28 protein-coding genes and 1 pseudogene are annotated in these 24,331 nt (G+C 62.2%); 12 read left to right on the top strand and 17 right to left on the bottom strand.

All coding sequences use genetic code 11. The features are described from left to right. Positions 1–4 precede the first annotated feature (4 nt). Together THIARS_RS01015 and THIARS_RS01010 are read left to right on the top strand one after the other, a co-directional pair. Positions 5–1,756 carry a TnsD family Tn7-like transposition protein gene (locus THIARS_RS01015; RefSeq protein ID WP_081857905.1) on the top strand — a complete coding sequence of 584 codons (1,752 nt, stop codon included), beginning with the start codon at positions 5–7 and terminating at the stop codon, positions 1,754–1,756. Further along, entirely contained in the window at positions 1,753–3,402 is a 1,650-nt protein-coding gene (locus THIARS_RS01010) for a hypothetical protein (RefSeq protein WP_031406910.1), read from the top strand. Before THIARS_RS01015 ends, THIARS_RS01010 begins: the two co-directional genes overlap by 4 nt. Positions 3,403–4,139: 737 nt before the next feature. On the opposite strand, the gene THIARS_RS01005 is transcribed toward THIARS_RS01010, so the two are convergent. Both THIARS_RS01005 and THIARS_RS01000 read right to left on the bottom strand, forming a co-directional pair. After that, entirely contained in the window at positions 4,140–5,342 is a 1,203-nt protein-coding gene (locus THIARS_RS01005; protein WP_094159105.1) for an IS4 family transposase, read from the bottom strand. A gap of 94 nt (positions 5,343–5,436) precedes the next feature. After that, a complete protein-coding gene (locus THIARS_RS01000) occupies positions 5,437–6,234 on the bottom strand; it encodes a hypothetical protein (protein ID WP_094159104.1) in 798 nt (265 codons plus the stop codon). 592 nt (positions 6,235–6,826) lie between these two features. Between THIARS_RS01000 and relB the strand changes: the two genes are divergently transcribed. Both relB and THIARS_RS00990 read left to right on the top strand, forming a co-directional pair. Further along, positions 6,827–7,024 carry a type II toxin-antitoxin system RelB family antitoxin gene (gene relB, locus THIARS_RS00995; RefSeq protein WP_094159103.1) on the top strand — a complete coding sequence of 66 codons (198 nt, stop codon included), beginning with the start codon at positions 6,827–6,829 and terminating at the stop codon, positions 7,022–7,024. Next, the gene (locus THIARS_RS00990; protein WP_094159102.1) at positions 7,021–7,281 is read left to right on the top strand and encodes a type II toxin-antitoxin system RelE/ParE family toxin; all 261 of its coding nucleotides are present in this window, start codon (positions 7,021–7,023) and stop codon (positions 7,279–7,281) included. Before relB ends, THIARS_RS00990 begins: the two co-directional genes overlap by 4 nt. Before the next feature lie 191 nt (positions 7,282–7,472). Here THIARS_RS00990 and THIARS_RS00985 read toward each other — a convergent pair whose 3' ends face one another. The 11 genes from THIARS_RS00985 to THIARS_RS00945 all read right to left on the bottom strand — a co-directional run bounded on the left by THIARS_RS00985 (position 7,473) and on the right by THIARS_RS00945 (position 15,456). After that, the gene (locus THIARS_RS00985) at positions 7,473–7,841 is read right to left on the bottom strand and encodes a hypothetical protein (protein ID WP_094159101.1); all 369 of its coding nucleotides are present in this window, start codon (positions 7,839–7,841) and stop codon (positions 7,473–7,475) included. Positions 7,842–8,042: 201 nt separating this feature from the next. Further along, positions 8,043–8,858: an IS21-like element helper ATPase IstB gene (istB, locus tag THIARS_RS00980; RefSeq protein WP_094158948.1), complete on the bottom strand. Its 816-nt coding sequence runs from the start codon at positions 8,856–8,858 to the stop codon at positions 8,043–8,045. Continuing rightward, complete coding sequence (gene istA / locus THIARS_RS00975; RefSeq protein ID WP_094158949.1) at positions 8,851–10,377, bottom strand: IS21 family transposase; 1,527 nt, start codon at positions 10,375–10,377, stop codon at positions 8,851–8,853. Before istA ends, istB begins: the two co-directional genes overlap by 8 nt. A gap of 193 nt (positions 10,378–10,570) precedes the next feature. Beyond that, on the bottom strand, positions 10,571–10,978 hold the full coding sequence (locus THIARS_RS00970) for a hypothetical protein (protein ID WP_094159100.1): 408 nt from the start codon (positions 10,976–10,978) through the stop codon (positions 10,571–10,573). Between the two features lie 288 nt (positions 10,979–11,266). Next, complete coding sequence (locus THIARS_RS00965) at positions 11,267–11,836, bottom strand: HAD domain-containing protein (RefSeq protein WP_245845418.1); 570 nt, start codon at positions 11,834–11,836, stop codon at positions 11,267–11,269. Between the two features lie 614 nt (positions 11,837–12,450). Further along, positions 12,451–12,777, bottom strand: coding sequence for a type II toxin-antitoxin system PemK/MazF family toxin (locus tag THIARS_RS00960; protein ID WP_094159099.1), 327 nt, complete (start codon positions 12,775–12,777; stop codon positions 12,451–12,453). Continuing rightward, on the bottom strand, positions 12,774–13,031 hold the full coding sequence (locus THIARS_RS00955) for an AbrB/MazE/SpoVT family DNA-binding domain-containing protein (protein WP_094159098.1): 258 nt from the start codon (positions 13,029–13,031) through the stop codon (positions 12,774–12,776). The genes THIARS_RS00960 and THIARS_RS00955 overlap by 4 nt, the downstream gene beginning before the upstream one ends. Before the next feature lie 234 nt (positions 13,032–13,265). Then, complete coding sequence (locus THIARS_RS18490; protein WP_186436634.1) at positions 13,266–13,412, bottom strand: hypothetical protein; 147 nt, start codon at positions 13,410–13,412, stop codon at positions 13,266–13,268. Positions 13,413–13,667: 255 nt separating this feature from the next. Continuing rightward, positions 13,668–13,868 carry a hypothetical protein gene (locus THIARS_RS18150; protein ID WP_141202305.1) on the bottom strand — a complete coding sequence of 67 codons (201 nt, stop codon included), beginning with the start codon at positions 13,866–13,868 and terminating at the stop codon, positions 13,668–13,670. A 56-nt stretch (positions 13,869–13,924) separates the two neighbouring features. Beyond that, positions 13,925–15,181, bottom strand: a complete 1,257-nt coding sequence (gene dmeF, locus THIARS_RS00950) for a CDF family Co(II)/Ni(II) efflux transporter DmeF (RefSeq protein WP_094159097.1) — start codon at positions 15,179–15,181, stop codon at positions 13,925–13,927. After that, positions 15,178–15,456 (bottom strand): metal/formaldehyde-sensitive transcriptional repressor, encoded by a 279-nt coding sequence (locus THIARS_RS00945; RefSeq protein WP_094159096.1) that lies wholly within the window; start codon positions 15,454–15,456, stop codon positions 15,178–15,180. Before THIARS_RS00945 ends, dmeF begins: the two co-directional genes overlap by 4 nt. A gap of 45 nt (positions 15,457–15,501) precedes the next feature. On the opposite strand from THIARS_RS00945, the gene THIARS_RS00940 reads away from it, so the two are divergent. The 7 genes and pseudogenes from THIARS_RS00940 to THIARS_RS00910 all read left to right on the top strand — a co-directional run bounded on the left by THIARS_RS00940 (position 15,502) and on the right by THIARS_RS00910 (position 20,240). Next, positions 15,502–16,074, top strand: a complete 573-nt coding sequence (locus tag THIARS_RS00940; protein WP_094159095.1) for a TMEM165/GDT1 family protein — start codon at positions 15,502–15,504, stop codon at positions 16,072–16,074. Between the two features lie 338 nt (positions 16,075–16,412). Next, the gene (gene tetH, locus THIARS_RS00935) at positions 16,413–17,222 is read left to right on the top strand and encodes a thiosulfate dehydrogenase (protein WP_094159094.1); all 810 of its coding nucleotides are present in this window, start codon (positions 16,413–16,415) and stop codon (positions 17,220–17,222) included. Between the two features lie 33 nt (positions 17,223–17,255). Further along, a pseudogene (locus tag THIARS_RS00930) lies at positions 17,256–17,393 on the top strand (LysR substrate-binding domain-containing protein); the annotation flags it as partial. A 188-nt stretch (positions 17,394–17,581) separates the two neighbouring features. After that, on the top strand, positions 17,582–17,788 hold the full coding sequence (locus THIARS_RS00925) for a DUF3563 family protein (protein WP_094159092.1): 207 nt from the start codon (positions 17,582–17,584) through the stop codon (positions 17,786–17,788). A 668-nt stretch (positions 17,789–18,456) separates the two neighbouring features. Beyond that, the gene (locus THIARS_RS00920; RefSeq protein WP_094159091.1) at positions 18,457–18,660 is read left to right on the top strand and encodes a hypothetical protein; all 204 of its coding nucleotides are present in this window, start codon (positions 18,457–18,459) and stop codon (positions 18,658–18,660) included. Beyond that, positions 18,657–20,039, top strand: a complete 1,383-nt coding sequence (locus tag THIARS_RS00915; RefSeq protein WP_094159090.1) for an NRAMP family divalent metal transporter — start codon at positions 18,657–18,659, stop codon at positions 20,037–20,039. Before THIARS_RS00920 ends, THIARS_RS00915 begins: the two co-directional genes overlap by 4 nt. Positions 20,040–20,042: 3 nt before the next feature. Further along, positions 20,043–20,240, top strand: a complete 198-nt coding sequence (locus tag THIARS_RS00910; protein WP_094159089.1) for a hypothetical protein — start codon at positions 20,043–20,045, stop codon at positions 20,238–20,240. A 26-nt stretch (positions 20,241–20,266) separates the two neighbouring features. Here the strand turns inward: THIARS_RS00910 and tetH (THIARS_RS00905) are convergent, their stop codons facing one another. Together tetH (THIARS_RS00905) and THIARS_RS00900 are read right to left on the bottom strand one after the other, a co-directional pair. Next, positions 20,267–21,082 carry a thiosulfate dehydrogenase gene (gene tetH, locus THIARS_RS00905; protein WP_094159088.1) on the bottom strand — a complete coding sequence of 272 codons (816 nt, stop codon included), beginning with the start codon at positions 21,080–21,082 and terminating at the stop codon, positions 20,267–20,269. A gap of 153 nt (positions 21,083–21,235) precedes the next feature. Continuing rightward, positions 21,236–21,781, bottom strand: coding sequence for a cupredoxin domain-containing protein (locus THIARS_RS00900; RefSeq protein ID WP_245845416.1), 546 nt, complete (start codon positions 21,779–21,781; stop codon positions 21,236–21,238). A 181-nt stretch (positions 21,782–21,962) separates the two neighbouring features. On the opposite strand from THIARS_RS00900, the gene THIARS_RS00895 reads away from it, so the two are divergent. Beyond that, positions 21,963–22,874 (top strand): bestrophin family protein, encoded by a 912-nt coding sequence (locus THIARS_RS00895; protein ID WP_094159087.1) that lies wholly within the window; start codon positions 21,963–21,965, stop codon positions 22,872–22,874. Here the strand turns inward: THIARS_RS00895 and THIARS_RS00890 are convergent. Both THIARS_RS00890 and THIARS_RS00885 read right to left on the bottom strand, forming a co-directional pair. Further along, positions 22,859–23,764: a CoA transferase gene (locus tag THIARS_RS00890; RefSeq protein ID WP_094159086.1), complete on the bottom strand. Its 906-nt coding sequence runs from the start codon at positions 23,762–23,764 to the stop codon at positions 22,859–22,861. The two genes, THIARS_RS00895 and THIARS_RS00890, sit on opposite strands and share 16 nt — an antisense overlap. A 97-nt stretch (positions 23,765–23,861) precedes the next feature. Beyond that, positions 23,862–24,263: an RNA-binding S4 domain-containing protein gene (locus THIARS_RS00885; protein ID WP_094159085.1), complete on the bottom strand. Its 402-nt coding sequence runs from the start codon at positions 24,261–24,263 to the stop codon at positions 23,862–23,864. Positions 24,264–24,331: the final 68 nt, after the last annotated feature.

The raw sequence follows: 24,331 nt of genomic DNA, 5'->3' as shown, positions 1-24,331 counted from the left end.
GTAGATGCTCACGTATTTTCCGACGGTCTATCCTGGTGAACTCCTGTACAGCGTGCTTGCTCGCTACCACCGTCATGTCGGTGCGCCAAGTCCAATGCATACCCTAGATGCGCTGTTTGGCAACCGAAAAGTCATCGCCACTTTTGACTTGCCAGGGCATCTTCAGGCGTTGGCCGATCGAATTCCTCCAGATCGGGCGTTGAACGTGGATCGCGTCATCGACACGCTCACGCTCTATCCCTACCTCACGGCATTCGAACCGCCCGCACTGCAAGAGAAAGTTCGCCGAGCAATGGGGCAAGGTGCCATTGATGGACTACATGTTCGCCTCGGACTATCTGCCTTTCGTATTGGGCGGGTCCAGCAACTGCGCTTCTGTCCGACATGCGCATGGGAGATGAAGGCGCTTTATGGAGAGCTTTGGTGGCGCCGTGATCACCAACTACCCGGCGTCCTCGTCTGCCCAGAACACGGGTGCCCTCTACAAGGAAGCACAGTCCGCCTAGCGAAAGTTAGCCGACACGAGTTCGTTGCGGCAACACCAGATAACTGCCCATCACATGCTCGATCAGTCGCCCCCTTGATGGAGCATGTAAGTTTGGCGCACCTGCAACGTGTAGCTCGGAGAAGCGCCGATTTATTGTGTAGCCCACCAGACGGGCGCACCTTGTGGCAGTGGACTGGGTTTTATCGCAGTCACATGCTTGAAATCGGGTTGTCCAAGTCGGATGTGACGATGAACCAGCATCGCTTTGACAGGGATTTCCGCAATTTCTTTGGCGGCGCTTTGGATCTGCTGCCCGCAGTGATGGACGACGGCGCTTTCGCAGGCGATTGGTTGGCATCAATGGTGCGCAAACATCGCAAAGCCCATCATCCTTTGCATCACATTCTGGTTCAGGATTTCCTGGCACAAAGGGAGCGGCTCGATTCTGTATTCGGTGCCGGACCGTGGCCCTGTATCAACCCATTGGCAAACCACCGCTCATCGGCACCGATCAAGAGTTTCACCCAGCATTGGAACCACGGTAACAGGGTTGGTGTGTTCTCCTGTGGTTGTGGCTATGTTTACACCCGCTGCCTTCAATCGAAGACGGGCGCACTTGGGGCACCACGTTTTCTCCAATACGGGCCACTTCTGGAACCTGCATTGCGTCAACTCGTGATCGCTGGGAAAGGGCTGCGCGAGGTCGGTCGATTTCTACAACTCGATCCGAAAACTGTGGTGCGTTTGGCGGGTGAGTTGGGCATCGCAATCCCATGGAAGCCGTTGCCGCATATTGAAAAGGTGCTGGTATCGCCGGAATCAGTTGCCGACTCCGCAGCATCTTTGGCTCAAGCCAGCCCAGCAGTGCCGGTGACTCGCGACGTGGCACGCCGGACTCGTCGTGCGTGGCCGGAGATCGATCGTGACTGGGTCACGAAGCTCAGTGCATGGGTCGACATTGTTTGTCAAGAGAGGCCGCCTGTGCGTATCACTGTTGCCGAACTCGAGCGTCGGGCCAACCGGCGCGACTGGCTACTCAAGCGTCGGCATCACATGCCGTTGACGATGGAGTTCTTGGATCAAGCAGTGGAAACGGTAGAGCAATTCCAGCTTCGCCGCATTCACTGGGCGATCGCCGAATTGGAGTTGTGTGGCGCTCCCGTCAAGGCGTGGCAAATCATGCGAAAAGCCGGTCTACGCTCAAACAACTTGGCGCGAATTCACGCAATACTTGATGAGGCCCCCATCATGATGCGCATTGCAGCATGAGCCGTTTATTGATCAGGCAGCTTACCAACCTCGGCCCTGAACATGTCGAGATGTATTGGCTTGCAGGCCTAGTCGAGAAGGAGAGCGGTTGGTTCGTCCGGGCTGCCATGCGGGGGGTCGAGTCGGGTCAGTACAGCAAGGTCGAGTTGCCGATAGGATTGCTTCCAATTTTGTCGCTTGGGCATGTTTTCGCGCGGGGTGAACGACAGTCCTTGCCAGCGCGTGGGTTGATTGGGCAAGCGACGATTTCGGATACGTCGGAATGCGAAGAAATCACCTCGGCTGATATACCAGCAGGTCTCTATTCTTTCGACCGCAGGGGCAGTGGCATTCAGCGCCTGCTCCGGTACAGCACAGCGCAAGGGGATGTGCTGATTCCTACCATTGAACTGGTTCGCTTCCTTTTCTTGCACAACAGCACACTGGCGCATGCCATCGTTCGCCCCGGTGCATTGAATCTGCTTTTCCACCCCGAAGCTCCTGGCTATCAACGTGTGCTGACGTTGCGCTTCACGTCAAAGCTACCCAAGAGGTGCCTGTCGCATCAGTTCGCACAGGAATTTGCGTGGATCGCACTCGATCCAGGTGCGCGGCGCGCTTGGGATCGTGTCTGCCTCCAATCCATCGGCAAGGAGTATGTGTCCTTCACCCCGCCACAACTGAGAAATTCAGTATGGAAATTCCGAGGCGTTCAGCAGGGCAACCAATGGTTGGTGCTCGAACTCCTGCATCTGACTGGCAAGCACCATCCTTGCGACGAGTTGTATTACGGGCACCCCTCCATGAAGGAGGTCATCCGCAGCAAAGAAAACGCAGAAAGAAAGCCAGGGGCAGACACCAATGGTGATGATGTATCTAGGGAGCACTTCGTCTACGACTATGAACTGGACGATGGGCAAGACGGAGCCAAGACGCACGGCGAAAAAGCGACGGATATCTATTCCAAGCAATCTGAGTTCGACCGTAGCATCACAGTTGAAAAATTACTGATCAAGCTGGACAGGCCGGGCGGCAACTGGGCAACGGAACCCGTGTCCACCACGGGGCCGATGGTTGAGGTTCGTAAAACCATCAAAGTCAGCTCGGGCGATCAGAGACTCAGTGCAACGTTGCCGCCGCTTGAGTTCAAGCTGCTCAAGCCAGCCAGTTGGGATTGTGCTGGCGACCTGAGTGCGCTGGCCGGTACGGTACAGAAAATGGCGCAAAGGAAGCCTCAGATCCAGTTTGGGATGTCACTGTGTTATCTCAAGACGGGGCGGGTGTTCTCGATGGCCAACCGCAAGCCTCGAGTGGGGCTGGTGGTAACAATCATGCCGCCAGGGTATCCGCCTATCGTGCTGCTGGATGTGGAGCGCACTGGGGATGTCGCACTGTCCCTGATTGCTTTGCGCTTCCGCCATCGCACGACTTTTGATGTCGTCGAGGCTTCGGTCCAACGATCTCTGGATGGCTTGGTCGATGCCAGCGGTCACTGGGATCATGAGGTTGAGCAAGAATTGTCCAAAGTGTGCGCTTGCGAGCGAATGCCCAAGATGCTGACCCCGAGAAACAAGGCTGATGCAGAAGGACAAACCGCTTTATGGGCGATGAAACTGCTACTCAGGCTTGGGCTGGAAGTTGCGCCTGTTTCTTCCGGCGCAGGATAGGACTTTATTTTGTGTGTTTGGCGCATGCACGGCGCCGGTTGATCAAATCAGGATAGAACTTTTCGATTTGGACTGCAAGTTAAAGTCTAATAAAATCAATAACTTGATGTCTTTTTAGGATGCGACTTTATTTGTTGCGAACAGTTGTGGAATTGCAGTTAAAGGCTGTCCCGCGCAGATAAGACCTGTCTCACCTGAGGCCTGGTGGGACGCCGGGGTCTCCGGATCTGGGTGGTCAAGGCGGGACTGCCTAAGAAGTCGCCGGGGCTGCTCCGCCAGGTGTGGGCCCCGATCGTTGCCAACCGCGCCAGGACCGACAGGGCCACTTCCCCACGCGTAGGGCGCTAGCTGCCTGGAAGCGCCGAAGGTCTGTGGGCGTCAGCTCGTCGGCCAGAGCTGTCGCCGCGCAAGGCATCTGGCGATTGCCGCTATGCGGCAGGCAACGGTTCATCGCTAGCATCGGGCCCGTGCGCCGGGTCGCGTTGGTCAAGAGCTGGAGCCTCCGTCAAATCCGGGGCGGTTCAGCTGAGATGGCGCCAACCACTAGCCCCAATACTGTTCAGATACGTAGGATTGGTGTTGGCTGATGGTGTTGATGGAGTACCTCTCCGCGATGTCGGAGGTTGTAGTTGCTCATTTTGCGTTTGACGCCGCGCGGGTTGGTCCGACCTCGGCTGCTCACGCAGCGACCGCGGGCGATTTCCTCGAACAAGGCGTCGCGCCAGCAAGGCAGTCGCTCAGGGGGGAATGGCCGCGGCCTGCGGCATTTTTCGCTTGATCACTCGCACTGCGTGGGTGAAGCTCAAGCGATCCGGATCGAGTCCGCGTGGCCAGGCGGCTTGCGCCATGATTTGGCGAATCGCGAAGTGCGCCAGAAGCAGTCCCCAAAGTTCCTGCCTCACCAGTTCCGGTGTCTTGCTTCGCAGGACGGTGCTGTTGGCTCGCAGGTGCGTCTTGAATTCGGCGAAGACGCTCTCGACTTCCCAGCGTTCGTGGTAGAGCGCCGCCAGCTCGAGCGCCGGAGCATCCTCGGGATCCAGGATGTTGGTGACCAATCGGTAGCTGTCCTGTGTTGGCGTGGCGGAGTTGGTCAACAGGTACTCGACGATCCGAATCGTTTGCCCGACGCGCTCGCTCCTGCGATCGTCGCTGTCGAACACCGTACTGAGATAGGAGCCGTCCGGCAGCGCTTTTTCAATCGGCAGTTTGCTCGTAGACGGCACTCGCCATGCCAGTTTGGCACCGGTGGCGCACGCGATCTGCCAGAGCTTGAATCCGTAGAAGCCGCGGTCGGCAAGCACGAGCATGTTTGCTGTCAACTTCTGGGGCAGCAGTCGGCTCGCCATGACGCGTTCGCTCTGGCTGTAGGGGCCGATGTCGGCGGCCACAACGGCGTGGGTGCCGCACTCGACCAAGCCCAGCAGCCGGGCCTGTGGAAAGGCGCTCTGTCCGCGTGTGGCACTCGGGTAGCCGAAGTAAGAGGCGTTGGCCGCCTCGTCCGCCACGTCCATGCCGCTGCCATCCAAAGCCATCACGCGCAGCCCGCGATACCAAGCTCCAGGTGCCCCGGGCGCTGCAAGCGGCCGCAACACCCGATCAGCCAGTTGATGCATGACCTCGGCACCGAGCCGCGTGCGCGCCTGCGAAATCGCCGACTTGCTGGCCTGGACTGCACCAGCCCGGCTATCGCCGAGCCATTGCAGGCCCTCGCAAACGACGCGCAGAACCTCCTCCAGCGGCGCCTCCCGCCACAGCGCCAACGCCATCACGTAGTACACCACCGCCGGCGCTGGAAGAAGACGCTCGCGCTGGCTTGCTCGGCCTGTCTCGCTTAGCACCTCCTCGATCAGCGCCCGCGGACAAACGCTGGCCAAAACCCCCGCGCTGATCAGGTGTGCCACGTCAACCTGGGCCGGTAACGCCTTGCGTGTCCTGGCCATGCCTCATCCTCATCGACACCTCGATGAGGATGAATTATGACTGATTGCCTGCTATCTGAACAGTATTGCCACTAGCCCCCAGTAGCGCAGGCCGCTACTGGGGGCGCGAACCCATCAGCCCCGCGAACCATTGCTCGGGGTCGCGAAGATCAAGATTTTTGGCGGTGTAGTCCATCTGTTCCAGCCAGGGGGTCAACCTCTCGCGCAACGCGATCGTGGCGTCCCCCGGAAGGAGAGGCATCGCTCGCTCGAGATTTGATCGTAGGCGCTGGGGGAAAGTCGTTAGTGGATCACCAGGCTGGCAGTTGATGCGCAAGGTATCGCGCAATTCCAGAGCCTGGGTCAGCCTTGCTCGCTCCTCATCGTCCCTCGCGGCCGACGGCATGCGGTGCTTCAAGAGTTCGTTAAGCTCACCATGGATCGCGTTGGTTGCAAGGCCAGCGAGGTCGAATAGCATGACGTGTGCCCATGGGGTGATCGCCGATCGGATCGCGGCTTGGTCGACCCCGGCATCTTCGAGCGTTTGACGAACCTCGCACGCGAGAGCGTAGGACTCCCGCGGGCTGAGAGCTGAATCCCAACGCCCTACCCTGGCCCCGAGCGACACGAGCGTTTTCCCAGTGAGCGCCGACAAGCCGCGCAAGCGCTCGATCAACACCTCGGCCTCATCGATGGTCTTGCGCATCTTGACTTCCATCGACAGCCCCTTGAGCGACTCGAACCGATCGACGCTGGCCGCGAGAAGAAGGACCAGGCCGGCCGCAAGTGCCTTTACGCCGTCATCGACATGCCCTGCAATCGTGAGTCTCACGCCCTCCAAGGTCACGACACTCCCCGCGACCGTCAGGATGCCGCTGATGGCACCGTAGAAAACGCTCTTTGCTCGGCTCATGATGCTCCCCGCGGCGCCGCCCGAAAGAGAAACAATAGCAGGCCCAGCGCGTAGCCCATTTCCGCGTATTCACTGCTGAGGTTGCAGCCCTAGAATCGATTGGCCAGTGCTCTCGATCATGGCGGTACATCTGTCGGTTGCCCGGGAGGATCTGTGATGGATTTCGACTGAATCGTCTTCCGATTGACGGGTTATCGGCCAGTGCGGGCGTTGGGCGCAGCCGGTGCCGGCGGCCGCAATGGTGCGGGCAGCGGTCGCCCAGATCACCGGTACCCTGAGCGGCCGCTTCCAGCGCAGGCGAATTGGTGCTCTCGACCCCAAGCAGTCCTACAGCTCGCCTGGTTCAGTGCAACAAAGCGGGCCGCTACAAGCGAGACACTGGCGACGGGAGTTGCACCTGCGACTGCCGCAGAAACCCGGTTTACCAAGGCCTCGACCTTCGCGCCATTATGTGTCTGTTGCACATACCAACTCAGGAATGTGTGCTCGCGGCTCCTTGACCATGAGGGCCGGCCGTTCGACGTCCACGCCCAAGGCCCTGCACCCGGCAGGCAGATGGCTTCGCAGGCGACTTTGCATTACGCTACCCTCCATGAACACGATTCTCTCCCCGATCGAGTCCGAATTCGGCACCCAGCAGGAAGCCCAGGCGCATGACGCCTGGTTTCGCAGCCGTGTGCTGGAAAGCATGGCCGACACACGACCAGCCGTGCCACATGACCAAGTTGTGGCCGAGACGGAGGCCATCATCCAGGCTGCCGAGCAAAGGCAGTCGGTCCGGCGGCGTTGACGCTGCCCATCCATTGGTCGCAGCAGGCGCGCGCCGACCTGCTCGCGATTGTCCGCTACATCAGCGAGCGCGATCCGGACGCCGCGCGCAGAGTGCGTGACTGCATCGTCAGCGCCGTGGCCACCACGGGCGATCATCCGTATCTGTACAAGCCCGGCCGGGTCGCTGGAACGCGCGAGCTCATAGCCCATCCGAACTACATCGTTGTCTACAAGGCCAATCCGGCTGAAGCGCCGAGGCGGCCGATGTTCGCGTGATGCGTGGAAAAACCATGGAAATGGCCGCCCCGAATGCCAGCGAGGTGTCAATTCTGGCCGGAATCTGGCTCCCTGCCCAGAAATTGAGCAGCGGGTGAGCGCCATCATGCGCTTCCGAAAGCAGGAGTGCGTGCGTTCATTGGGTTCTTCAACGGTCTGACTAAGTGTGACCAATGGCTTACGCGCGCACCTCACGAACGCATGGTGGCTTCAAAATCGCGGCTTTGCAGGGGTTGCAGCTCTGCGAGGTATTTTTGGAAATTTCGCTCAAAGCTAGTGCCCTTGTCCGCAGGGCACACGCCCGCTCGGAGCTTTTGCACGAGACGCTTGAGGGCTTTCTTGCGCGCTAGCGGGACCACGTTGTAATACGACAGGCGCTCGACGAGTGCTACGGCCTCATCAAGGTGGGGCCCGCGAACGGCGTCAAACGTCGGATCCTCCTGCCCGTACCACACCATCAAGGCGGCGGCACGCACATCGGCGAGTTCAACATTCCCAAGCCCGACACGCGCGACTTTGGCAAACGCGGTGTTGGCTGCGATCGTATCAACTGCTGCCATCCTAAGCTCCTCTCTCATGCTTTCTAAGATATGGGCTGCTGCCGGTTTCGTAGACACCTTTCCCCTTCTGCGACTGCGGGGTGCAGGACGCCGTCGAAGTCAAGGAACAACGCTGTGTCAGTGTGTGGGTGTTGATTCATCGGCACAACTGAGCCAGTGATCACGTCGAATGCTGAGCCACTGGGTTGATGGATGTTTTGGCTACTCGGTTGTGGATAAGTCTATCGGGTCTGCTGTTTTTCGATCTCCTTTCTGCGCTTTGCCGCGTGGCTTTGGTGGTGCCGCGCCAGCGGCACTGGAATGCTTGAATCGCCAGCTCTCATTGCCGGTCTCCACGATGTGGCAGTGGTGCGTGAGGCGGTCGAGCAAAGCCGTGGTCATCTTGGCGTCGCCGAAGACGCTGCTCCATTCCGAGAAGGTGAGGTTGGTGGTGATCACCACGCTCGTTCGCTCGTACAGTTTGGAGAGCAGGTGGAACAGCATCGCGCCGCCTGATTGCGTGAACGGCAGGTAGCCCAGTTCATCCAGGATCACCAGATCGACGTACATCAGCCGGTGTGCCATTTGCCCAGACTTGTTCTGCGCCTTCTCCAGCTCCAGGGCATTGACCAGCTCCACCGTGGAGAAGAAGCGCACCCGCTTGCCATGCATGCGGATGGCCTCGATTCCCAGGCTCGTGGCCAGGTGGGTTTTGCCCGTTCCGGGGCCGCCGACCAGCACCACGTTGTGCGCCGAGTCCACGAAGCCAAGGGTGTGCAGCTGGCGCACCAACGCCTCATCGATTGGCGTGTGAGCAAAGTCAAAGCCAGCGAGATCGCGGTGCGATGGGAACCGCGCCACGCGCATCTGGTAAGCCATGGAGCGCACCTCGCGCTGCGCGGTCTCGGCCTTGATGAGCTGGTGCAGCACGGCCTCGTGATCAAGCGACTTCATGCGGGCGGTTCCCAGCACCTCCGGCCATGCACTGGCCATGCCATGCAAGCCCAGCGCCTTGAAGGCATCCATGACGTCATGCATGGTCGGACTCCGGTGAAGCCTCGTGAAGCGGGAGGCTGCGCAGTGCGTCGTAACGCTGCAGGTTGGCCAGTGGCGGCGTGTTGAGCGTGAGCCTCGTGGCCACAGGTGGCTCGGGCATGCGCTGCTCCTGCAAGCGCGATAGCACGTTGAGCACATGCTCGGCACTCACCCGCCCGGACTGCAGCGCCAGCTCCACCGCCACCAACACGGCCTCCAAGCCGTGCAGGCTCACGCCCATGAGCACCTGCGCCATCACCCTGTCACCACCGCTGTGGCGCAGCAACTGGCGCTGCAGCTCCTGCAGGGGTTCGGGCATGGTCTTGAAGGGTGCGCCGTTACGCAGCCCGCCGGGCTTGCGCTCGATCAGCGCGATGTAGTGCATCCAGTCGTAGAGCGTCTGATCCCGCTCGAAGCTGCGCGCCAGGCGCACCTGTCGCCCGTCAGGCCCGACCACCAGCAGACCATCGGCATAGGCCCGCAAGCTGACCACCGCGTGGATCCATTCGCACGGCACGCTATAGCGGTTGCGCTGGAAGTGGATCAGCGAAGTGGCAGAGACCCGAACCGGCTGCTCCACATAGCCATCAAACGCTCGGGGGTTGGGCATGAGGCGAACCCGTTCGTCCTGCCAGACATCGGCCACCGTGAGCTGCGTCCATTCAGGGTGGCTCATCTCGGCCCAGGCCTTCACACAGGCCTGCTGCAACCAGTCGTTGAACTCGCCAAGCGATCCCCAGCGCCGTTCACTGGCCTCGCGCCAGATGTCCTTGCGCCGATCCTGAACATTCTTCTCGACGACCCCCTTCTCCCAGCCGGCGGCCCGGTTGCAGAACTCCGGCTCGAACAGATAGTGCCCGGTCATGGCCTCAAAGCGCGCGTTGACGCTGCGCTGCTTGCCCTGGCCGACCTTGTCCACCGCCGTCTTCATGTTGTCGTAGATGCCCCGCCGGGGCACGCCACCGAAGAGAGCGAACGCGCGCGCGTGCGCATCGAACAGCATCTCGTGCGCCTGGCTGTAGTACGCCACCAGGCAGAAGGCACGACTGGCCGCCAGCTTGGTGTGTGCCACCTCCAGGCGGCGACGCAGCCCACCGATGAAGAGGTACTCGCAGCTCCAGTCGAACTGGAACGCCTCGCCCAACTCGAAGCTCAGCGGTATAAACCCCGCGCCGCGTGCCGCGTTGCCTTGCTCTTGCTGCCAGCGCTGGGCAAATGTGTACACCGGCCCCCGGCTGCCGCTGTAGCCCTGCGCCCGCAGCGCTTCAAACATCGCCTTGATCCCGCGCCGATCGCGTTTGCTGCGATGGCTATCGGCTTTGAGCCACTGGCTCAACTGCTCCTTGTACGGATCCAGGATGCTGGGACCTGACACCCGTTGAGGGTATCTGGGCTCGGTCATCTGACCATCTTTGAGCCACTTGGTGGCTGTGTTGCGCGAGATGCCCAGCCTGCGGCTGGCCTCGCGCACCGACACGTCCTGCCTCAGCACGAGGCGGCGCAACTTGCTCAATGTGCTCACGTTGATCACTCCTGCTCCCCTGTGCTGAAAAACTCAGCACGATAGAGCGGCAACGTGGCTCAGATTTCAACGTGAACGCGTCCCCAAATGGCCCAGTTTTGGAAATGAATCAACAAGCAGGCGGTTCAAAGCGATCACGCCATTAAAAATACTCCGCAGCAACGCTTGGCAGCAAGTTGTACGGACGGATCCCTCACATCCCCTTGGGGCGTTCCTTGATGGGGAGCCTTTCATCCGGCTTGGCTTGTGTCCTGGGTGGAAAATTGGCGGGCTTTGCGCTTCTCGAGTTTGAACCCTTCACAGGCTGCACGGTCATGGCCTTTGCGGAACCGTCAATCGGGGTTGTTTCCAGTGGCTTCTTCATGATGATGACCTCTGATGAATCCCGTGCCCGCGATATTGCGAGGTGCCGGGCAAAAAAAGCATCGCAAGAAGCCTCATCAAGGTGGGGCCCGCGAACGGCGTCAAAAGTCGGATCCTCCTGCCCGTACCACACCATCAAGGCGGCGGCACGCACATCGGCGAGTTCAACATTTCCAAGCCCGACACGCGCGACTTTGGCAAACGCGGTGTTGGCTGCGGTCGTATCAACTGCTGCCATCCTAAGCTCCTCTCTCATGCTTTCTAAGATATGGGCTGCTGCCGGTTTCGTAGACACCTTTCCCCTTCTGCGACTGCGGGGTGCAGGACGCCGTCGAAGTCAAGGAACAACGCTGTGTCAGTGTGTGGGGCCATGACTAGCTTTGGATGGCGGCGAACGAGGTGAGTCGTGCTGGCGTTGGAGGCTCCACGGCGGCACTGAGGCGCTGAAGAAATTCCAAGTGCAGGTCGCTGGCGTTTTGAACTTTCATGACATCGTGCGGTGTACGTGTGCAATGCTGAGGCGGCATCAAGCTGTTGATGCGCACATCGCTGCGAGCTTGTCGCGCAATTCCGCGTGCACCGCGGGTTCGCTCAAGCCCGCGTGCTCGTGCGTGTGAACAAGTCGGTCACGGCACCAATCGGGCCAATCTTGCGCGTCGTCATCGAGCGCGAGCCAGTCCCGCGGTTGACGGCGCTGGACGTCATCCCAGACCTGGTACCCGCGCGGCATCGCCGCGAAGGCTTGGGGGTTCATGATGCTGTGATACGTCGCCCCTATCACCCGTGCCCGCAGCGCGGGTGTGAGGCGCTTTGCTGCGCGGCTGTAACTGAACACCCTGACCCACGACGTGCTCAACACGATGCGCACCGCTGGGTATGGAGCCAGCAGGGTCTCAAGCAGCGCTGCATGCTGGAACAGCGAGTAGCCCTCCGGTGCGTCCAGATAGGCCCCTTTCCTGGGATGCCAATGCACGTTTTCGTGATGCAAAACGCCGTCAAAATCAAGATAAAGGACGAGCTCCCCGCGGCCAGTTGGACGTTTCATAGCTTGCATCCCACTGGTTTCATGAGAGAGGTTGGCCCCATCAGAAAACATCGTTCGGGACCGAGGCGATACTGGCTGTTAATCGAAAAATACCGTTAGTTAACAAGGAGTTATGCCATTTTTGTTGTCACCCTGAATATAGCCAACTACAGTCATTGCGTCCAGTCGACGTGGAGGCGCAGACGATGGAAGTGAGGCCAGTCTGTTGGCGCCGATCGGCATGTGGCTCAAATCGGCATCGGCGCCAACACTGCGAGGCACCGACAGCGTCCTCTCGGCGGTATTGCGTGCATGCCATACCGGCCGCGGCAAGGCCTCCGGTCCGCTGATCGCGATGCTGCCGCAAGCCGATCCTTCTTAATGGCAGTAAGCGACTTTGTTTGCGCGACCGTCCTGGATCAAGGTTCCCGGAGCATGCTTGGGATGCGGCGGTTCACGAGAGGCCGCATGGCGGCAATGCGCAGCCATGAAAAATCAAGGCGCTGGCGCGTAGCCTGTAAGCAACTTTATTTCCCGCGCACATTAATGATTGTGGGAAATAAAGTCCGTCGGGCGGTAATAAAGTCCGTCGGGATTTCGGCAAAGCCCGTCGGGTCTGCCTGACCTTCCGTGACCGCCCTATTCCCTATTGATGGAGGCTGCGTTCGTCCCATTCATCGGTTTGCTCACTCGAAGAGTGTGGCGACCTTCGCCAGCACTTCATCCATGAGCGGCGCTGGCAGCGTATCTACCTTGCGGGCATGGCGGGCTGTCAGGTCGATCACGCGCGGCTGGTCGCAGCGCACAACGCCTGTGGTCTTGATGCCGGTCAAGGGCACAGCGAAGCCCAGGCGGCGGGCGAACTCCCCGCCATTGGTGATCGGCAGGATCACCGGCAGCTTGGTGGCTTCATTGAACTCGACGGGCGATACGACCAGGACGGGGCGGCTGCCGCTTTGCTCGTGCCCGGCTGTCGGGTCGAGCGACACCATGTAGATGTCACCGCGCCTCATAGCAGCTCGCCACCCACGGCGGGCGCATCGACCCATTCGCGTTCCGCAGCCGGTTGCGGCTGCGAATAGTCCGAGTCGGCCAGCAGTTCGGCAAGCGTGTAGCGCGGTCGCGGGCGGGGATCGACCACCAGACAGCCATGATCGACGGCCAGGCCGACCGTCGCACCAGCTTGCAGATGCAGTTGGTCAAGGAAGGCGGGCGGCACCGCCAGCATGATCGAACCACCGACCTTGCGCAGATTCGTCGTGTGCATGATGAACCTCTCATGGAGTGAATTATATAAAAGTATAACTCCTATTGTTTAGGCTGCAATCTACTTTCAGGCAGCGTTTGCACTGCTGACCTGCCATGAGGGGTCGGAATTGCTGATGAGTCCCCTGCACTGTTGGCGCCGATGCCGATTTGAGCCACATGCCGATCGGCGACTAGGCCATGGAAAACGAACTGCGCGGGGCGTCCGGCTTGAATTCGTCGCGCTCTAACCGGCTCACTGCAAACCCGGCGCATGGCTCAAATCGGCATCGGCGCCAACATCCATGAGGCGCTGGGCCATGAACTGCACCATCTGGCGCAGCACGTCGACATCGGCCCCCTTCTCGGCGAGCTCGGTCAATGCGATAGTGGCGTTAGTCATCGTGGTTTCCTTCAGACAAGGATTGGTGGGTCGCACCTCAACCTTATCCGGACTTCACGATGGCCACCCCATCTCCAGGGACGACCGGCGCGCGGTGAGCTGCGAAGGGCGTAGCCCGGAGCAGCTCACCGCGCCAAAGACTTACACCACTCGGCGGGACATTACCCATCGACATTGGGGTGATGCAGGTACTGGCGATCACCTCTGGTCAAAACTTTGCCGGCACCCTGGTCAATTCGGCATCGGCACCAACACTCAGGCATCAGAAGCGATCGAGACATTCCCTGCCAACACGATCACCTTCCCCGCATCGAACTCCGTGGACTTTTCGTCATAGCCGCGCGGATTGCTCACCACCCGTGTGCCGTGGATGTTCTGGTCGAACGCCACATGCGTATGGCTGCACATCCGTTCTTCGCAACGCACGCCTGCGAAGTGTTGTTCAGCCCAGAGCAAGTCGGCAGGTTTGGGGTAACAGGGGCGCTTCCCGCCGCGCATCGATCTCGGCAAATCTAGCGCCTGACCTCCACCGTCACGTGGGACAAATCGGTGAAGCGGGTCAGCAGGCGTTGGTAATGCGCGCAATCTCTGGCAACGTCCTGGCTTTGCACCGCGACGATGGCGCCCAGGTGGCCGGGGCCGAGGCGCCAGAGGTGCAGATCGCGGATGTTGTCACCCTGCGCTTTCACCAGCATGGTGATGTCGTGGCTGAGCCGACGGTCAGGGTTCATGTCGAGCAGGATCGCCCCGGTGTCGCGAACCAGGCCAAAGGACCAATTCGCGATCACCAGTGCGCCGACGATGCCCATGACCGGATCCATGAAATTTAGGCCGAAGAACTTGCCTGCGGCCAGGCCCAGGATCGCGAGCACCGAGACCGCCGCGTCCGCCGCCACGTGAACGAACGCCGCACGCATGTTGTGGTCGCGGTGGTGTTCGCCATGCGCCGGGTGTGCAGGCTCTTCGTAATGCAGTGTTGCGCCGAACGGCGCGAAGCGCGCCCCGAGGTCGACGTGCAAGTCGAAATCGTGTGGCTCGGGAATCTCGTCGACGGATTCCCAGCAGTTGCCGGCATCGCGCAAGGCAAAACGCTGTTGCCGGCCATCGGCGCGGACCGTGGTCAGCGTGACGTCGGCCGCACGCAGCGCGTGTGCCGGGCCGGGCTCCTGGAGATGGCGCACCTGGAAGCGCGGTGGCACCCCATCTTCTTCGATGCTCAGACGCAGCCGCCCGGCGGGGGTGTCGAGCACGCGTGGTTCATCCTCGTGCGCATGGTTGTTGTGACCATGGCCGTGACCGTGACCATGGTCGCCGCCGCTGAGCATCCAGGCGCTGACGATGTTCACGGCCAGTCCGAGGAAGGCAATTGCGATCGCTTCGTCGAAATCGATGCGCACGGGATGGAGTAGACGGTCGACCGCCTCGTAGCCGATCAACAGCGCGATCATCGCCAGAATGATCGCGCTGGAAAACCCGGCGAGATCGCCGACCTTGCCCGTGCCGAAGCTGAAGCGATTGTCGCGCGCGTGGCGGCGCGCATAGGCGTAGGCCAGGGCCGCGATCAACATCGCTGCGGCGTGGGTGCTCATGTGCAGGCCGTCGGCGATCAGCGCGAGGGAACCGAAGCGCAGGCCGCCGACGATCTCGACCACCATCACGACGCTGCACAGGGCGATCACCGACCAGGTTTTGCGCGCGTTGCGATCATGGCCTTCGCCGAGGAACACATGCTCGTGGTCCGGCACCGTGAGTGGCGTGGTGGCGTTCATTTGAAATAGCTTCTGAACACGTCAACAAGTTCCTCGGCCGCGCCGGCGGCCATCGGATCCTTGTCCTTCAAGGGCTCGACGAGATGGCTCTGGATATGTTCCTCGACGACCTCGCCGAGCAGGCCGTTGAGCGCACCGCGGCAACCGGCGATCACATGCATCACTTGCTCGCACCCCGCCTCGGACTCGAGTGCGCGCTCGATGGCGTCGACTTGTCCGCGGATGCGGCGCACCCGATTCAGGAGCTTTGTTTTCTGGCGAATGGTGTGGCTCATCCGCCTATCATAGCCTACCCCCCTATTCCTCCTGGTGATCGACGCATGCATCCTTTCCTCACCTCGACCGCTCTGGTCGCCCTGGCCGAAATTGGCGACAAGACGCAACTCCTGTCACTGTTGCTGGCGGCCCGCTATCGCGCGCCCATCCCCATCGTCCTGGGTATCCTGGTGGCAACCCTGGCGAACCATGGAATCGCCGCCGGCGTGGGCGACATGCTCGCCCGTGTCTTGGAACCGTCGATCCTGAACTGGGCCGTCGTCCTGTCCTTCGTCGCCATGGGGCTGTGGATTCTGGTTCCCGACAAGCTGGATGAGGAGGACCTGTCCAAGCGCAGCGCGCGAGGCATTTTCCTGACGACCGCGCTGTCGTTCTTCCTTGCCGAGATGGGCGACAAGACCCAGGTGGCGACCATCGCGCTGGCTGCGCGTTTCAGCGCGTGGATCCCCGTGGTGGCCGGCACGACGCTGGGCATGCTTTTGGCGAACGTTCCGGTGGTGCTATTCGGACACCGGTTCGCGGATCGCTTGCCAAGCCGGTGGATTCATGCCGTCGCGGCCGTCATGTTCATCGTTCTGGGCGCCCTCGCGTTGCGTACCGCATTGCTGACCCGGTAGGCGGCAGCAAGCTGGTGCTCGACTTCCCTCTGGCCGCCGATTGAGCCCGAGAGCCAGACGGGCCCCCAGTTGCTGCGCACACTCGGATTCGGGTGTGCTGTCACCTCGGCCACAAGGATTTTCTGCTTGCAGTTTGTCGTACATCATGCCCATGCCGCGGCGCTCTTGTGATACTGCCATCAGTATCTGGCGAAACAGTCGAAAAGCATCGCTTTAAACGCATTCACGGCTTTCTCCCATGGTTTCATGCTCAGCCTTGAGCGCTTGCGGCAAGAGCACGGTGCTAGGCATCGACCAAGGGATAACGCAGCGCACAACCTGCAAGGGACTACAAAATCATGCAACAGTCTTCACAGTCTCCAGTATCCCGTCGCCAGCTTCTCCAGAGCGCCGGTCTTGCAACCGTCGGCGCCGTCATGGCTGGCACCAGTTCGGCGACTATCGCCGCCGAGGCGAATCCCGAGCCGGTTTCCGCCAAGAATCTCCGCGGCCTGATGAGCGCTCTGCAGGCGAATGTCGGGCGTCGTGATTTTCGTGAAGTGCCCATGATTCTGACGGACCCGTCTGACTGGGACGACAAGGCCTTGAAACTGCTGTTCGCCTATGCCGGGCAGCCCAAAGAGATCTTCGATAACACGGATCTTTTTGGACCCTGGCTGAACCTCATGCGCAATACCATGAACGCCATGGTGTATGCATGGAAGCAGCCTGATTTCCTCGCCACCTCAGCCACCCACGGTCCTGCGGCCATGGCCTTATACGACCAGCACGTTTGGGACAAATACAACCTACCAGGGTTCATCGCCCGGAAGCTGGATAAGAAAATCGACAGAAACACCTTCATCGAGGAAAAATCTGTGGCGAAAGCATCAGCCGACGATGTCCAGAATGAAACGGGTCCTTTTTCCGCGGTTGGCAACAACATCCCCGCGCTTCAGCGCCGCGGCGTGGTATTCCTGGCTTGCCATAACGCGATTTGGGAACTCAGCGAAGCCCTGATGAAGTCTGGCCACAACCCTGACAAGCTATCGCACGGACAACTCGCAGCCGACCTGACCAACCACCTTGTCGAGGGCGCCGTGCTCACCCCAGGCATTCTCGCCACCGTTGCCGTGATGCAGCGCAACGGATTCCACTACGTCATTTGAGCTGGCGGTTGCCTCCGAGGAACTGGCCGAATCCGTTTATTGCTCGACCGGGCGCTCGCCGGAATCGCGGAGCGCCCGCAGATCACGTACGAAACGCAAAGCGGCACCACGCTGCTTGGCCTCGTCGAGGCCGGTTTGGGCGTTGCCGCGGTCCCAGCCATGGCGACGCCCGCGCCGAATGAGATTGGCATGACGCTACGGGGGCATGACCCTCGGCTGGCTTGGTGACGCGCGCATGCCCTGCTTTGATGCTGCAAAGCAACAAATAGTGTGAGGGCTCTTGAATCGTGGCCGGGACCTGCTAGATTAGGGTTAACCCTAATCACCACGCAAGGTTCTTCTCACAAGGGAGATACATCATGAGCACGTTCACGCAATTCCTCCACAAGATTTTTTCAGGTATCGAATCGCAAGAGCAACGCGATGAAGACTATTTGGCGCAATCTGTCGACGCATCGGACCTTGAGCGTCGCATCCACGAACTGGAGTACCGGGGCACCGAGCAGCAGAGCTTTCCGCTGCATGCGGCATTCCCCGCGCGCCAAGGTCGGAGGGCGCTGTGGTAATTGCCTGCACGTCTGGCCGCGATCCAATTCAGGGCTCCCAATCGCCGGCAGGCCTGGCGCGAACGGACAATCCCGCGCCGTTTACCAGCGCAGCCAAGACGTTTCTGCGCGTGCCGTTCGATGCCATGCGCGAGCAATACGCCAGCGCTGTCCGAGCCGGCCTGATCGAGTGCTCGCTGCTTGCCTCGGCTCGCTTTGAGCGCAAGTTGGGAGAGCTTGAGCGCGTGGCTCTGGGGCCTTGGGCACGTGGGCTCTGACCCGCGAACTCGCCTCCGCCCTCTCATCGATTTTTCGACGCTCCCGAAGATTTCTTGGCCGGTCCGCCGCTGGCGCCGCCGTGCGGCAACTGGTCGCAGCGGCGCAGCGACAAGACCACGCTTGACGCCCGGCTGCGCGGGCTTTTACGATAGTGGATGTTTTGACTTCGAGCCGCGATGCGGCCCAACCCGACCCCATGGACAGTGACAGTTGTCGATCGTTGAAGTGACCGCCTGAAGGCTTTCGACACCAGACTCTGTCTGCGTCGCCGCCGCCTTCAGGCTGGCGGTGGCCCCGGGACGCCCAGCGCGTCCTTATACCTCCCCCCTCTTCGTGTGAGTCGACGCGCGTGCGTTTCGTAGACGCTTGCGCGCGACCTGTTCAGCCTTCCCACGAGACAGGAGGACACGATGTTTGTGTTCAAGAAAAAGATAGCGATGTTTGCCCGGCCCTCGTACTCGGAGGTCCGAGCAGCCTCAAGCCCGCCGGCGGATTGGTGTGCGGCCTCGCGCATCGCGTTGGTCGACATGCGTCTGGCGTCCCTGAGCATCGTGCTGGAACAGTCGGGCACGCTCGAACGCCGTGACGCCACCGGTGCCGAGGTCCGCGCATGAACACCGAAATCGCGGTCCTCGATTCCAAGCTCCGCCCGGAGCGTGCGCCCCTGCCCGACGACCTCGAACACCGTCTGCGCGATCGCCTGTACCTGGACGAACTGCGCCGCGGCAAGCAGAACTGGCGCACCCGTCTGGCGCTGGGGCTGGCCCTGATCGGCCCCGGCGTGCTGGTGATGCTGGGCGACAACGACGCCGGCGGTGTCGTCACGTATGCCCAGACTGGTGCGACCTATGGCTTGGGCATTTTTCTTCCCATGATGATTCTTTTGGGCTTCGTCGCCTATGTGGTGCAGGAGATGACCGTCCGCTTGGGCGCCGTCACGCGCCGCGGCCATGCCGAGCTGATCTGGAAACGCTACGGCGCCTTTTGGGGCTGGTTCTCGCTCATCGACCTGGTGGTGGCGAACGTGCTGACCCTGATGACCGAGTTCATCGGCATCCGCCTGGGTGGCCAGGCGCTGGGGCTTTCGCCCTGGTTGACCGTGCCCGCCTCGCTGGTTTTCATCACCTATGTGCTGGTGTTCCTGCGCTACTGGACCTGGGAGCGCATCTCTCTGTTCATCGCGGTGTTCAATCTGATCTTCGTGCCCTTGGCCCTGCTCTCGCATCCGAACTGGCATGCGGTGGCGCAGGCCTTCGTCGGGCATGGCTGGATCGTGCCGGGCGGGTTCCTGTCGTTGACCTTTCTGGTCCTGATCTCGGCCAATATCGGCACCACCATCGCGCCCTGGCAGCTGTTCTTCCAGCAATCCTGCGTCGTCGACAAGGGGCTGCTGCCCCAGGACATCCGCGCCGGCCGGCGCGATCTGATGCTCGGGGTGGTCGGCATGGTGTTGGTCGCCATGGCCATCATCGTCCTGGCCGCGCAAACCCTCAAGGGCGTGCCCAAGGTGCAGAATCTGGACGCCGACCTCGTGCTCGGCGCCATTCGCAGCCGGCTGGGCGACGGCATGATGGCCTTGTTCGCCCTGGGGCTGATGGAGGCCGGTCTGATCGCCTCCATCGTCATCACCGCCAGCACCGCCTGGGCCGTGGGCGAGGCGTTCGAGATCGACCGTTCGATCAACGCGTCGCCGCGCAAGGCCATCGGGTTTTACCTGCCGGCGATCGTCGGCACGGCCCTGGCCGCCATCGCCGTGCTGAGTCCGGGCCTGCCGCTGGGCTTCCTCAACATCAGCGTGCAGGTCATCGCCACGGTGTTCATGCCGGCCGCGATGCTGTTCCTGCTCATGCTGCTCAACGACCGGGAACTGATGGGCGCGCATGTCAATTCGGCACGCCGCAACATGGCCTCGGTCGCCATCATGGCCGGGCTGATCACGTGCAATGTCCTGTATGGCATCGCCACCTTGTTCCCTCGCGCGCTCGGAGGTTGAGGCATGAAGCAACTCCATGAGTTCGACACCGAAGACGTGCGTCGCCTGGTCGAGGACGAGGGCTGGCATGAGCCGCTGCCGGATGTGCGGCGCGTGCAACTCACGTCCCGGCAGCAAGCTGTGTTCTGGGGTTTGCGGCTCTACGTCGTGGTGATGACGGCGGTGGTCGTCTGGGCTTTTTTGCACGGCGCGGGCGGTTGAGACCCCGTGCACCGGCACCCCGCGCTTCAGCTATGGGCGTAGGTGAAGCCGGCCAGTTCCAGTTCGACGAGTTCGCCCACCACGTCCGGCGTCAGAATCACGCCCGGAATCAGGTGGTTGGTGAGGTCCGCCGCCAGTTCTCCGTGTGACAGCTTGTCCGGGTTCTGGCGCTCCTTGCGCAAGTGCGCGGCCAGCCCCCAGATGCCGTCGTGGCAGGCCAGGAAGACCACGCCGCGCTTTTGCAGGACGGTGATGCTGGTGGCCTTTTTCGAGAAGGGGCCTTCGGGGTTCTGGAAGTTCGCCGGGTCGGCCAGCGCGGCCGAGGGTATGTCGATGAAGGTGTTGCGCTTGAACTTGCCCTTGGTCAGCTTGGCGAAGTTGTACTTGTCCCAGGCCGCCTGATCGAACAGCGCCAGCGCGGCCGAGCTGTGGGTGACGGAGGCGATGAGGAAGTTCGGATGCTTGAACGCCCAGATCTGGGAATTCAGGGTCAGCCGCATCAGGTTCAACCAGGGGCCGCCGAGTTCGGTGTTGTGCCACACCATCTTCGGGTTGCCTGGGTAGTGCAACACGTCCTGCATGGCTTGGTCGTCCCATGCGTCGGGATCGGTCAGCGTCATTGGAACGGTCTTGAAATCGCGCCGCCGCGGTGCCGCGGCAAGCTTCTTGCCGAGGGCCTCCAGCAAATCCGCCCCCGGCGGGAGCAGGTGCAGACGGTCGGCTTGCTGCGCCTCGCCGCCCGCCGCATAGGCCGGCACCCGCGCGCCAAGCCCGAGGCCGGCGACGCCGGCCCATGCCAAACCGCGCAAGACCTCGCGCCGTGTGCAACCCGTTTCGTTCATTCGGATGTCTCCTGCCTGCCCGCGCTTGAAATGTCGGCTGCCGCGAAGCCCCGGCCCCAGACGCGGCCCCCTTGCCAAGGGCGTTCACGCGCCCACATGGGGCAATGATGCGTCAGGTTCGGGATCCATGCCAGCGCTTGCCGGCGCGTGGCGTCAACCGCCGAAATAGCCGGGCAGGATTTTCTCGCTGGACGTCTTCGGGTCGTCGGCCAGCAGGTGCGGGTCCGTGGTGACGATGATCAGCCCGGCCATCGGGTCGCCGAAACCATGCACCGTCGGCCGCTTCTTGGCCACGTAGCGTCCGCCGGGTTCCTGGGTCAATTCGGCATGCACCGAGCAGTAATAGAACTTCAGGCCCGGATGCTTGAAGGTGATGGAGTAGGTATGCACGGGGTGCCCGGGTCCGGGCGTGCCCTGGACTGCGCCTTCGAAGCGTTTGCTGGTCGCGCCGGTTGCGGGGTTGAAGCCGATGATGGTGTGCGCGCCGGTGTCTTCGTCCACGAACACCACCGGCTGGCCCGGGCGCACCGCGACCACGTTTTCCAGGAACATGTTTGCGCCGTTCATGTGCACGTAGACCGGCGGTACGGCCGCCTGCGCGGTTCCCGCCATGCAGGCGGCCGCGCCGACCATCGCGGCGATGTGAAGAGGGCTGCGCCGCAACAGGTGCGCGGGGCGGGTTGAGGTGGCCTTGACCATGCGGAACTCCGGTGATGGGGTGGAACGACGCCCACAGGCCCGCCACATTAGGCTCGCCGCCATGCGCTGGTCAATCAGCCCTGACATCGCGTTACGCGCGTTACGTCTCCCACGACCGTCCGGCGCGCACGCGCGCAAATTCGTAAAGTATGGCGCTCACCGATACCCGCCTCCCGACACCATGATCGTTCGTCCCCGCTTGCATTGGTTCCGCATGCTGCTGGTGCTGCACGGATCCGTGCTGCCGAAAATTGCGTTCCAGCTCATGCTGATTGCGGCCATCGCCGCCGGCATCACGCTCAGCGGCGGCGAGTTGCTGGGCTGGAAGGTGGGCCTGACCTTCGTGCCGTTCAGCCTGATCGGCATTGCCCTGGCCATCTTCCTGGGCTTCCGCAACAGCGCCAGCTACGAGCGATACTGGGAGGCGCGCAAGCTGGTGGGGGAACTCCTCAATGCGTCGCGCTCGCTGACGCGCCAGTACCTCACATGGGTCGATCATCCGGTCGATGCCCGGGACTTCGTGTACGGCATCATCGCCTTTGCCCACGCGCTGCGGCACCAACTCAGGGGTTCGGATCCGGAACCGCAATTGCGTGTGCTGCTCGGCGCCGAACGGACCAAGCGGCTGGTCACGGCGCGCGCCAAGCCCGCCATGCTTCTGTTGCACCTCGGGGAGATGCTCGGCCAGGTCGGCGCGCAGGGCAGGCTGCATCCCCAGCTCGCTGCCCGCATGGACCAGACCTTGAGCGATCTGACAGCCGTTCTCGGCGGCTGCGAGCGCATCGCCAACACGCCCATTCCATATACCTACTCGGTCATCGTGCACCGCACGGTCTACCTTTATTGCTTTCTGCTCCCCTTCGGCCTGGTCGGCAGCATCGGGCTCATGACGCCATTGATCGTGACCTTCGTGGCCTACACCTTTCTTGCCCTCGACGCCCTCAACGAGGAGTTGGAGGAGCCCTTCGGGACCTTGCCCAACGACCTTCCGCTTGACCACTTGACCCTGGGCATCGAGATCACACTGCGCGAAATGCTGGGAGAAACCGATTTGCCTCAGCCCACCGCGCCCCGGCATTATGTGTTGACTTGACCGGGCCGGCGGGGCTTCGCCCGCTCCAGCGGCCAAGCCCGCAGCGGGAGATCGTGTTCTGCGGCCAGGGCCTCGAGTTGCGCGGCGCCATGCGCCCTGCACCAGCGTGCGATGGCGGCGCGGCTGGCGCCGCCGGCAATCCGGGCCAGAGATTCGGCGAAATGCGGCTCCAGCGCGGCCAGCGCGACCAGCCCGTCGCGGCAGGGGTACACGGCGTAGCCCGGCAGTCCTCCGCCGAGCAAGGCGCCGGCTCCGGCGAGGCCGACGTCGCGGGGTAGTGCCGCAAACCCCGCGGCATCGGACAAGGCCACTTGCAGATGCACGCCGCAACCACTGGCGCGCGCTTGCATGACGGCGCCCATGGCGGCTTCCATGACCACGAGTGCCCCGGTCATGTCCGCCAGCAGGGTTGACGGCAGGCGCGCGGTGTCGAGCAATCCGGCTTCGGCCTGGTAGGTCAGGTCGTGGCCGGGCTGATTCGCGCGTCGCCCCGGGTGGCCGACGATGGACACCGTGGAGAGATGGGGATGCGCGGCCGAGAGCGTTGCGCGGTCCAGACCCAGACGCGCCAGAGCCGGCGGACGGAACGCCGTGAGCAGCAGATCGCTTGCGCGCAGCACCTCGTGCAGGGCGGCTTGGCCGGGCTCGGTCTTCAGGTCCAGCGCCTGCACGGCGACGCCGCGGTGCATGGCGCGGTAGAGCGCGGCGGACATGCTCCGCATCGGGTCGCCGGAGGGTGGCTCGATCTTGCGCACGTGGGCGCCGAGCGCGCGCAGCCTGGCCAACGCCACCGGCCCGGGCAGATTCAGCGCCAGGCTGAGCACGCGCACGCCAACCAGGGGGCGGAAGGTTGCTGGATGGTGTGGCAGCAGCTGCGCGGTGCGCGTCATACGTGATCTCCGAGCTGTCGAGAAGGCCGGTCAGCGCCATCAAGCGCGACGTGGCGTGTGCTGGGCACGAGGCCAAAATGGGTGCGCACGGCCGAGGCTAGGCGCCGTCGCGCAGGCGTTGCAAGGCCCTGCGCTGCTGCTTGGTGGGGCGGCCATGGCGTGTGGCTTCAGGCTCGGGGCTCAGGCGCCGCAGTTCGGCGGCCTGCTCGCGCGCCAGCCGGCTCGCCTCGGTTTCGCGGTACAGCGCCTGGGACAGGCTGGCCGACTTGCGCTGGGTGCCGAGCGCCAGCACCTCGACGCGGAAGCGGCCGCGCTCGATCTGCAGATCGACACTGTCGCCGATGCGCAATGCCTTGGCCGGTTTGGCCGGCGCGTCGTTGACGTGAACCCGGCCACGTTCGCAAGCCTCGGCGGCCAGCGCGCGGGTCTTGAACCAGCGCGCGGCCCACAGCCATTGGTCGAGACGGGCGCGGTCGGTGTCGGGGAGGGTTGCGTTCATGCGCGGGAGTCTTATGGTTTCCGCGCATCATAGGCATGCGCGCCCGGGCCGTGCGAAACGGCCAGGGC

It is taken from the genome of Thiomonas delicata, from assembly GCF_900088825.1.
Lineage (GTDB): Bacteria > Pseudomonadota > Gammaproteobacteria > Burkholderiales > Burkholderiaceae_C > Thiomonas_A > Thiomonas_A delicata.
Note: the sequence above shows the minus strand (reverse complement) of the source record. Positions and strands in the feature narration are given on the sequence as shown.

Coding starts and splice junctions, on each gene's coding strand:
- THIARS_RS01015 (WP_081857905.1), top strand. CDS start 5: ATGCTCACGTATTTTCCGACGGTCTATCCTGGTGAACTCCTGTACAGC.
- THIARS_RS01010 (WP_031406910.1), top strand. CDS start 1,753: ATGAGCCGTTTATTGATCAGGCAGCTTACCAACCTCGGCCCTGAACAT.
- THIARS_RS01005 (WP_094159105.1), bottom strand. CDS start 5,342: ATGGCCAGGACACGCAAGGCGTTACCGGCCCAGGTTGACGTGGCACAC.
- THIARS_RS01000 (WP_094159104.1), bottom strand. CDS start 6,234: ATGAGCCGAGCAAAGAGCGTTTTCTACGGTGCCATCAGCGGCATCCTG.
- relB (WP_094159103.1), top strand. CDS start 6,827: ATGAACACGATTCTCTCCCCGATCGAGTCCGAATTCGGCACCCAGCAG.
- THIARS_RS00985 (WP_094159101.1), bottom strand. CDS start 7,841: ATGGCAGCAGTTGATACGATCGCAGCCAACACCGCGTTTGCCAAAGTC.
- istB (WP_094158948.1), bottom strand. CDS start 8,858: ATGCATGACGTCATGGATGCCTTCAAGGCGCTGGGCTTGCATGGCATG.
- THIARS_RS00970 (WP_094159100.1), bottom strand. CDS start 10,978: ATGGCAGCAGTTGATACGACCGCAGCCAACACCGCGTTTGCCAAAGTC.
- THIARS_RS00965 (WP_245845418.1), bottom strand. CDS start 11,836: ATGTTTTCTGATGGGGCCAACCTCTCTCATGAAACCAGTGGGATGCAA.
- THIARS_RS00960 (WP_094159099.1), bottom strand. CDS start 12,777: ATGAGGCGCGGTGACATCTACATGGTGTCGCTCGACCCGACAGCCGGG.
- THIARS_RS00955 (WP_094159098.1), bottom strand. CDS start 13,031: ATGCACACGACGAATCTGCGCAAGGTCGGTGGTTCGATCATGCTGGCG.
- THIARS_RS18490 (WP_186436634.1), bottom strand. CDS start 13,412: ATGACTAACGCCACTATCGCATTGACCGAGCTCGCCGAGAAGGGGGCC.
- dmeF (WP_094159097.1), bottom strand. CDS start 15,181: ATGAACGCCACCACGCCACTCACGGTGCCGGACCACGAGCATGTGTTC.
- THIARS_RS00945 (WP_094159096.1), bottom strand. CDS start 15,456: ATGAGCCACACCATTCGCCAGAAAACAAAGCTCCTGAATCGGGTGCGC.
- THIARS_RS00940 (WP_094159095.1), top strand. CDS start 15,502: ATGCATCCTTTCCTCACCTCGACCGCTCTGGTCGCCCTGGCCGAAATT.
- tetH (WP_094159094.1), top strand. CDS start 16,413: ATGCAACAGTCTTCACAGTCTCCAGTATCCCGTCGCCAGCTTCTCCAG.
- THIARS_RS00925 (WP_094159092.1), top strand. CDS start 17,582: ATGAGCACGTTCACGCAATTCCTCCACAAGATTTTTTCAGGTATCGAA.
- THIARS_RS00920 (WP_094159091.1), top strand. CDS start 18,457: ATGTTTGTGTTCAAGAAAAAGATAGCGATGTTTGCCCGGCCCTCGTAC.
- THIARS_RS00915 (WP_094159090.1), top strand. CDS start 18,657: ATGAACACCGAAATCGCGGTCCTCGATTCCAAGCTCCGCCCGGAGCGT.
- THIARS_RS00910 (WP_094159089.1), top strand. CDS start 20,043: ATGAAGCAACTCCATGAGTTCGACACCGAAGACGTGCGTCGCCTGGTC.
- tetH (WP_094159088.1), bottom strand. CDS start 21,082: ATGAACGAAACGGGTTGCACACGGCGCGAGGTCTTGCGCGGTTTGGCA.
- THIARS_RS00900 (WP_245845416.1), bottom strand. CDS start 21,781: ATGGTCAAGGCCACCTCAACCCGCCCCGCGCACCTGTTGCGGCGCAGC.
- THIARS_RS00895 (WP_094159087.1), top strand. CDS start 21,963: ATGATCGTTCGTCCCCGCTTGCATTGGTTCCGCATGCTGCTGGTGCTG.
- THIARS_RS00890 (WP_094159086.1), bottom strand. CDS start 23,764: ATGACGCGCACCGCGCAGCTGCTGCCACACCATCCAGCAACCTTCCGC.
- THIARS_RS00885 (WP_094159085.1), bottom strand. CDS start 24,263: ATGAACGCAACCCTCCCCGACACCGACCGCGCCCGTCTCGACCAATGG.